This is a genomic window from Halalkalibacter sp. AB-rgal2 (assembly GCF_041821005.1).
Taxonomy (GTDB): domain Bacteria; phylum Bacillota; class Bacilli; order Bacillales; family Bacillaceae_D; genus Halalkalibacter.
Genome location: NZ_JBGUAV010000024.1, coordinates 67,345 through 74,683 on the forward strand (window position 1 = coordinate 67,345; position 7,339 = coordinate 74,683).

Consider the following 7,339-nt stretch of genomic DNA (forward strand, 5'->3'; position numbering starts at 1 on the left):
AATCCCTTTTGGAAATAACCAGCCTTACTATTCGTCAATACCGTAATTATCAACGGGTAGAATTGAATTTTGATCCGTCTATTACTATTTTTATTGGTGAGAATGCTCAAGGGAAAACCAATGTATTAGAAGCGATCTATGTATTAGCATTAGCCAAATCTCATCGGACTTCAAAGGATAAAGAATTGATAGCATGGGATGAGGAATTTGCGAGAATTGAAGGACATTTTAAAAAGCGAAATGGTCCAATGAGCTTGGAAATCATTTTGTCTAATAAAGGTAAGAAAGGCAAAATAAATGGCTTAGAGCAAAAAAAGCTAAGTGAATACATCGGAGCAGCTAATGTTGTGATGTTTGCCCCTGAAGACTTAAACTTAGTAAAAGGCAGTCCTCAAGTAAGAAGGAAATTCCTTGACATGGAGCTAGGACAAATTAGTCAAGTGTACCTTCATCATCTTGCTCTCTACCATAAGGTGTTAGTTCAACGTAATCATTTGTTAAAATCGTTGCAAGCTCAAGCTGGTTCGAAGGAAATGCTAGAAGTGTTAACAGAGCAATTGATTGTGTTAGCTGCAGAGGTGACGTATCGGCGATTTGCTTTTGTGAAGCAATTACAAGAATGGGCAGAATCAATCCATCATGATATTAGTAGAGGGAAAGAACAGTTAGAAATTCGCTACCTTCCTTCGTCAAACGTATTAGATAACATGGATTTGTCGAAACTAAAAGAAGAATTTCATGCGACGTATAAAGAGAAAAAAGAACAAGAAATACGTAGAGGGGTTACTCTGTTTGGGCCGCATCGAGATGACCTCGGCTTTTTTGTGAATGGCCGCAACATTCAAACGTTTGGCTCGCAAGGACAACAGCGAACAACAGCTCTAGCAATTAAATTAGCTGAAATTGAGTTAATTTATTCAGAAATTGGTGAATATCCTATTTTGCTCTTAGATGATGTGTTATCAGAATTGGATGATTATAGACAATCGCATTTATTACAAACGATACGCAAAAGGGTTCAAACATTTGTCACGACAACGAACATTGATGGAATAGATGATGCAATATTATCAGATTCGGTCGTATATGATGTAGTAGAAGGAATGATAAATCAGAGGCGGTGAGAGGATGTTTATCCATTTAGGCGGAGATATTATGGTCCGCTCGAAGGAGATTATTGCCATATTGAACCATGATGCGAAGGAACAAGCTATAACAGCAGATTTCTTAAAGCGAGAGCAGAAGTCGAAACAGACAACAATTATATCTTCTGATTATATTAAATCAATTGTCTTAACAAATAAAGAAATCTACTACTCCCCTGTTTCATCGTTAACTCTTAACCGAAGAGCGCAAGGTCATATGGAGATACAATTAGATAAAGAAGAGGTAGATTCGTAAAATAAAAAGTGCATTTGATCAATGAGAATGAGGGTGAATGAAGTGACAGGACAACAATCATATGATGAAAGTCAAATTCAAGTACTAGAAGGTCTTGAAGCTGTTCGAAAACGTCCAGGAATGTATATTGGTTCAACGAGCTCTCGTGGCTTACACCATTTAGTTTGGGAAATTGTTGATAATAGTATAGATGAAGCGATGGCTGGTCATTGTAATACAATTACCGTTTCGATTGAAGCAGATAATAGTATTCGCGTTGAAGATAATGGACGAGGGATTCCTGTTGGGATTCATGAGAAAATGGGTCGACCTGCTGTTGAAGTCATTCTGACCGTACTCCATGCAGGGGGTAAATTTGGCGGCGGCGGCTATAAAGTGTCCGGTGGTTTACATGGTGTAGGTGCATCAGTTGTAAATGCATTATCGACGTCTTTAGAAGTGAATGTCCATCGCGATGGACAAGTTTATTATCAGAAGTATGAACGAGGAGTTCCTTCAGCAGATTTGAAGGTCGTCGGTGAAACAGACAAAACTGGAACGATCATCCAATTTAAACCAGACCCAGAAATTTTCCAAGAGACGATTGCTTATGAATACGAAATCCTAGCAACTCGATTAAGAGAATTAGCATTCTTAAATAAAGGCTTGACCATTCATATTGAAGATTTAAGAGAAGAAGAAGGTAATCGTAGCACCTACTTCTATGAAGGTGGAATCGCATCATTTGTCGAGCATTTAAATCGTAAACGAGAAGTACTTCATGAAGAGCCGATTCATATTGAAGGAGAAAAAGATGGGATCACGGTTGAAGTAGCTGTCCAATACAATGATAGCTTTGCTAGTAACATCTATTCTTTTGCTAACAATATTAATACTCATGAAGGTGGAACACATGAATCGGGCTTTAAGACTGGTTTAACACGAGTGATCAATGATTATGCACGTAAAAATAATCTATTTAAAGAGGCAGATCCTAATTTAACAGGTGAGGATGTTCGTGAAGGATTAACAGCGATTATCTCTGTGAAAATCCCTGACCCTCAATTTGAAGGGCAAACGAAGACAAAGCTAGGTAATAGTGAAGCTCGTACGATTACTGATTCATTATTTAGCGAACGCTTTTCGCGTTTCCTCGTTGAAAATCCTCAAGTAGCGAAGCGGATTGTTGAGAAAGGACTTATGGCCTCGCGAGCGCGAGAAGCAGCGAAGAAAGCAAGAGAGCTAACGAGGAGAAAGAGTGCGCTGGAAGTAAGCTCCTTACCAGGTAAATTAGCTGATTGTTCATCGAAGGATGCATCCATTAGTGAAATTTATATCGTTGAGGGTGATTCTGCAGGTGGTTCTGCTAAACAAGGTCGTGACCGTCATTTCCAAGCGATTCTTCCGCTAAGAGGTAAAATTATCAATGTTGAAAAAGCACGATTAGATAAGATCTTAGCTAATAATGAGATTCGTGCAATGATTACGGCATTTGGAACAGGCATTGGTGATGATTTTGATATTGAAAAAGCACGTTATCATAAGATTATTATTATGACAGATGCTGATGTTGATGGTGCTCATATTCGGACGTTGATATTGACATTCTTCTATCGATATATGAGACCGTTAATTGAAAGAGGTTATATATATATTGCCCAACCGCCATTATATAAGCTAGCAAAAGGGCGTGAAGTATCTTACGTATACAGTGATAAAGAGCTAGACGAAGCATTAAAGGACTTGACAGATAAGAGCAAAGTTGGAATTCAGCGCTATAAAGGTCTAGGAGAGATGAATCCTACTCAATTATGGGAAACAACAATGGACCCTGAACACCGAACGGTATTACAAGTAACATTAGAAGATGCGATGAAAGCCGATGAAATATTTGAAGTGCTTATGGGAGATCGAGTTGAGCCTCGTCGGGACTTCATTCAAGAAAATGCTCAATATGTTGAAAATCTTGATATTTAGGCTTTAAGATGGAGGTTTATAATTAATGGCTGAGCAAGATCAATCTAGAGTTAAAGAACGTAACATAAGTCAGGAAATGAAAGCATCGTTTATGGATTACGCGATGAGCGTTATTGTGAGTCGTGCTTTACCCGATGCAAGAGATGGATTAAAACCGGTTCATCGTCGTATTCTATATGCGATGAATGAGCTTGGAATGACTCCAGACAAAGCATATAAAAAATCAGCACGTATTGTCGGAGAAGTCATTGGTAAGTACCACCCTCATGGTGATTCAGCTGTATATGAAACAATGGTTAGGATGGCACAGGATTTTAGCTATCGTTATATGCTAGTTGATGGTCATGGAAACTTTGGTTCAGTTGATGGTGATTCAGCGGCTGCCATGCGTTATACGGAAGCAAAAATGTCCAAGATTTCAATGGAGCTTGTTCGAGACATTAATAAGGATACGATTGATTATCAAGATAACTATGATGGTTCAGAACGAGAACCTATCGTTCTACCTGCTCGTTTTCCGAATTTGCTTGTTAATGGTGCTTCAGGAATTGCGGTTGGTATGGCGACGAATATCCCTCCACACCAATTAGGGGAAGTCATCGATGGCGTACTTGCTCTTTCACGTGATCGAGAGTTAACGATAGAAGACTTAATGGAGCATATTCCTGGGCCTGATTTTCCAACAGGCGCTGAGATATTAGGGCGATCGGGAATACGAAAGGCCTACCAAACAGGAAAAGGGTCTATCACATTACGTGCACAAACATCGATTGAAGAACACAATGGGAAGCAACGAATTATTGTGACAGAAATCCCATACCAAGTGAATAAAGCTCGATTAATTGAAAAAATTGCTGAGCTTGTTCGGGATAAGAAAATTGATGGGATTACAGATCTGCGTGACGAATCTGATCGTACCGGTATGCGCATCGTGATTGAAATGCGTCGCGATGTAAATGCCAATGTACTATTAAATAATTTATATAAACAAACAGCTCTACAAACTAGCTTTGGAATTAATTTATTGGCACTTGTTCAAGGACAACCAAAGGTTCTTAATTTAAAGGAGTGCTTAGAGCATTATCTCGATCACCAAATTGTTGTCATTAGAAGACGAACTGCTTTTGAATTGAGAAAAGCTGAAGCACGTGCTCATATTTTAGAAGGTCTTCGTATAGCACTAGACCACCTAGATGAAGTTATTGAATTAATCCGTTCATCTCAAACGACAGAATTAGCACGTAATGGCTTAATAGAGCGTTTCAACCTAAGCTATGAGCAAGCGCAAGCAATTCTAGATATGAGATTACAGCGACTGACTGGTTTAGAACGTGACAAAATAGAAAATGAATATAATGAATTAATCGCCAAGATTGCTGAACTGAAGGCTATTTTAGCGGATGAGGAAAAAGTACTTGAAATCATTCGTGAAGAGCTTACAGAAATTAAAGAAAAATATAACGATAGTCGTCGAACGATTATTTCGATGAGTGAGGATCATCTCGAAGATGAAGATTTAATCCCACGTCAAAATGTCGTCATTACGATTTCTCATCAAGGCTATATTAAACGTATGCCTATTTCAACTTATCGGAACCAAAAACGTGGTGGAAAAGGAATTCAAGGAATGGGAACGAATGATAATGATTTTGTTCAGCATTTATTCACAACAAATTCTCATCACACCATTCTATTCTTCACGAATAAAGGGAAGGTCTATCGATTAAAAGGATATGAGATACCTGATTTAGGAAGAACGGCTAAAGGGATTCCGATTATTAACTTGCTACAAATCGAACAAGGTGAATCGATTAGTACAGTTATACCGATTGAGGAATTTACTGAAGATGCATACTTGTTCTTTGCAACAAAGCATGGTGTAACTAAGCGTACAGGGCTTTCGCATTTTGCTAACATTCGTAAAGGTGGGCTTTTTGCTATAACCCTTCGAGAGCATGATGAATTACATGGTGTTCGGTTGACGAATGGTAGTCGTGAGCTCATTATTGGAACAAAGCAAGGGATGTCCATTCGCTTCCCAGAGAATGATGTTCGTTTAATGGGACGTACTGCTGCAGGTGTAAAAGGGATTACACTTGGGGACGATGATTGTGTTGTAGGGATGGATATTGTTGAAGAGGATCATGATGTACTTATCGTAACAGAAAAGGGCTACGGAAAAAGAACACCGATTGAAGAGTACCGTATCCAAAATCGTGGAGGAAAAGGAATTAAAACATGTAATATTACCGAGAAAAATGGTTCCGTCGTTGCTCTGAAGGTGGTCTCTGATCATCACGATGTTATGATTATTACGGTAAGTGGTGTTGTTATTAGAACGAATGTGGAAGGCATCTCAGTGACCGGACGTAACACACAAGGAGTTACACTAATCCGTGTGAATGAAGGGGAAGAAGTAGCAACTGTAGCGCGTGTGAATATTGATGATGAGGACGCTAGCGATTCTATCGAAGATGAATTCGAATTAAATGATAATGAAAACGATGAATCATAGTTCATTTGCATTTTCTGTCATATGAAAAAGGTTGTGCCAATTAATTGGGCATTGGAAAAAGTTAGCTTGCACTTTTTCAGTGCCCTTTCCGTTTTACCTTTTTCACACTATTTATGGTAACTAAATGAGTTGAGTTCTTCATTGAATACTGTTTGTATGGGGAGGTTGTGGGTGATGGAAGTGAAATTAAGCCAAGTAGAGCCAGGTTGTATTACAAGTAAAGATGTGGAGGGGTTAACTAAGCTACCATTGGTGAAAGAGAATACAACCCTTACCGTTGAATTACTTACAGTACTAGAAGCCTTTATGGTCGAGACCATTCATGTGAAATCAATAAAGTCAAACGGTGAACGGTTTTTACCCGACGACATTGATGATCATAAACATGAAGAGTTAGTTGATTTTGTATCTATGTATTTAAATGCTGTAAAGAAATATGAATCTTTATTTCAAACGTGGCAAGCAGGACAAAAAGTAGAGCTATACAAAGTGAGGGCTGTTCTGCTTCCTTTGTTGGAACAAGTAAAAAAGGAACATAATAAATTAGTTTATTTACATCACTATAGCACGAAGGACCATTATGTATATCATCATGGTATTTATGTTGGGATTCTTTCTTATTATTTAGCGTATAAGTTACATTATCCTCATGCGGATTGTGTACAAATCGGATTAGCTGGTACTTTAGCTGATATTGGAATGGCGAAAATGACACCGAGATTATTGCACAAGGATGAATCGTTAAATAGTCATGAATATGAAGAAATAAAAAAGCACCCTATCTATAGTTATAATATGATTAAAGGACAGACAGGTATAACAGATTTAATAACATTGGCCGTGCTACAGCATCATGAGCGAAATGATGGTAGTGGTTACCCATTAGGTATAAAGGAAGATAAAATTCACCGTTTCGGTCAAATTGTAGCGGTTGCAGATGTTTATCATGCTATGACATCTGAACGTCACTATCGGAGGAAACGTTCTCCTTTCCAAGTTTTAGAGGAAATCTCTATGGGGCAATTTGGTAAGTTCGACTATAACGTCACTCAAGCATTGATGCAAAGTATTAATTATATTTCTTATGGGAATCGCGTTAGACTTTCTAATGGAGAAGAAGCGCAAATTATCTTCTTTGATGAACAACATCCTACTAGACCACTAGTTAAACTTTCATCAGGTGAAATTATTAATCTAGTACAAAATCATTCTCTTTTTATTGCTGAATTAATTGATAATGATTGATTGGATATTAAAAGGAAAAAGCGAAGTGTTTGCTGCTCTAAATGATAGGAAGATATGTTTGATCTGTTCAGTTGGCTCATTTAAATGAGTTGAGTCAATGTGTGTGGTTCTATTTGTCATTGTTGAATTAAACTATTATGTTTTTTTAAAAAAAGTTTGACGTGTATGGATGATTATGATATATTATTAAAAGTCGCTTAAGAGCGATGCCAAACAAGCTCT

At 37.9% G+C, this 7,339-nt stretch carries 5 protein-coding genes; all 5 read left to right on the top strand.

Annotated features, from left to right (window positions below):
• The first annotated feature begins 8 nt into the window (after positions 1-8).
• A complete protein-coding gene (gene recF / locus ACERJO_RS16595; protein WP_373648182.1) occupies positions 9-1,124 on the top strand; it encodes a DNA replication/repair protein RecF in 1,116 nt (371 codons plus the stop codon).
• A 4-nt stretch (positions 1,125-1,128) separates the two neighbouring features.
• A complete protein-coding gene (remB, locus tag ACERJO_RS16600) occupies positions 1,129-1,401 on the top strand; it encodes an extracellular matrix regulator RemB (protein ID WP_373648183.1) in 273 nt (90 codons plus the stop codon).
• 27 nt (positions 1,402-1,428) lie between these two features.
• Positions 1,429-3,357, top strand: coding sequence for a DNA topoisomerase (ATP-hydrolyzing) subunit B (gene gyrB / locus ACERJO_RS16605; RefSeq protein ID WP_247103021.1), 1,929 nt, complete (start codon positions 1,429-1,431; stop codon positions 3,355-3,357).
• A gap of 25 nt (positions 3,358-3,382) precedes the next feature.
• A complete protein-coding gene (gene gyrA / locus ACERJO_RS16610) occupies positions 3,383-5,872 on the top strand; it encodes a DNA gyrase subunit A (protein WP_247101351.1) in 2,490 nt (829 codons plus the stop codon).
• A 174-nt stretch (positions 5,873-6,046) separates the two neighbouring features.
• Positions 6,047-7,117 (top strand): HD-GYP domain-containing protein, encoded by a 1,071-nt coding sequence (locus ACERJO_RS16615; RefSeq protein WP_247101350.1) that lies wholly within the window; start codon positions 6,047-6,049, stop codon positions 7,115-7,117.
• Positions 7,118-7,339: the final 222 nt, after the last annotated feature.

Coding starts and splice junctions, on each gene's coding strand:
- remB (WP_373648183.1), top strand. CDS start 1,129: ATGTTTATCCATTTAGGCGGAGATATTATGGTCCGCTCGAAGGAGATT.
- gyrB (WP_247103021.1), top strand. CDS start 1,429: ATGAGGGTGAATGAAGTGACAGGACAACAATCATATGATGAAAGTCAA.
- gyrA (WP_247101351.1), top strand. CDS start 3,383: ATGGCTGAGCAAGATCAATCTAGAGTTAAAGAACGTAACATAAGTCAG.
- ACERJO_RS16615 (WP_247101350.1), top strand. CDS start 6,047: ATGGAAGTGAAATTAAGCCAAGTAGAGCCAGGTTGTATTACAAGTAAA.